Source organism: Pseudomonas sp. P4_D7 (genome assembly GCF_056401755.1).
This window is the reverse complement of the sequence record NZ_JBFUIR010000165.1, coordinates 1-1,322: the sequence shown is the minus strand read 5'-3', so window position 1 is coordinate 1,322 and position 1,322 is coordinate 1. Positions and strand designations below refer to the sequence as shown.

Below are 1,322 nucleotides of genomic sequence, written 5' to 3'. Positions count from 1 at the left end.
ATTGAACACGCATCCGAACGCTTTCATGTCGAGCAATGGTTCGCCGCATCGGTCACGAAGACAGAACGCGCCATAACATCCAACCCAAGTTGAGAACTCAACGGAAATAATTTCCGCCTGACTCCTCTTCCAAAGTAATCACTGTGGGCCGCCGGATTTTCCTACGACTTGTACATAGGTGCGATAAGGCGTTTCGGAGCATGCTCTATTCCTGTCGGCACACTCGACCGTTGTTCAGGTAGCTCTGGAAGAGATCCGCCAAATGCGACGGCGACTTGGGGGAACGCGTCGCTGAGTTCGGGGTTCGTTTCAGCTAGCGTAGTAGGCATCGCTTCGACAAGATCGAACTCAATGTGCCGCTTGTTGAGCCGAACTCCTTCTTCCGCCAGCTTTCTCACAAACGGCAGCCGACTGCCACCTCCAGTCGCCACCAGCTTGATTCGCGAAGCGGCTCCTGCAACGATCGCGGCCGATTCCGCTACGAGGTCGTGGAGCGTCTTCGAAAAGTCCCGCATCTGAGGCAGATTGAGGAAGGCTGAAAGCTCGACCTCGACTGCTTCGTCCGTCGGAAGCAGAACGACCAGTCGGCCTTCCGCGAAGAGCTGCTCCTTCAGTGCCCGCCGCTGTCGCCGGATGTCCAGCGACGCGGAACGGTATTCGGTCGTGTCTTGGGTGAGCGAACTCTTATCGAGAATATATTTGTGTAGGATCTGATCCAGCATGTTACCCGCCTTATTCATGGCGGTAGCGGCTGTCGAGATTTCGAAGACGCGCGCTTTATCCCAGTCCGGGTTGTTGACGCAAAGAAAACCTGCGACGTCAGTCGTGCCTGCTCCAACGTCCACGATAAGATAGGCCTGGCGTGTGTTTTCTGGCGTAGATAGCAGGGCGCCAGCACCTGCTGCGGTGGCCTCCCGCACAGGTTCGCCGATCAACGCGACCGGCAGCAATTCCTCGGACAAGGTCTTTAGTTGTTCAAGAAGCGTCAGCGCACTCGCGAGGTCCATGACGTCTGCAAGGTCAGCACCGACCGAGCGCGCGAGCACAATCGCCTCCGCCATAAGACGGCGCATCTCCTTGGCGTTTTCTTCCTTGGAATGGTCTTTCCAAGCGGGGTGAGCGAACCGGCGCAAAAGGTTCCTGGGTAAGCCCGCGCCTGCGAGAGCCGTTTCGGTGAGGTGCATCAAATGTGCGAGGTAAAGAACGAGCACATCGCGCTGAGTCAAGCTGCCGTTCTTGTCCTGAATTGTGGGTAGTCGTGCTGCACCCAACTTGGAGACCTCCTTTCCGAGCGTGATAAACTGCTTGATGGAATCTATGAT

At 56.4% G+C, this 1,322-nt stretch carries 1 protein-coding gene; it reads right to left on the bottom strand.

Going from position 1 to position 1,322, the window contains the following annotated elements; genetic code table 11:
- Positions 1-161 precede the first annotated feature (161 nt).
- Positions 162-1,322: hypothetical protein (locus tag AC1DVF_RS29305; protein WP_477783642.1), on the bottom strand; the 1,161-nt coding region annotated here is incomplete at its 5' end.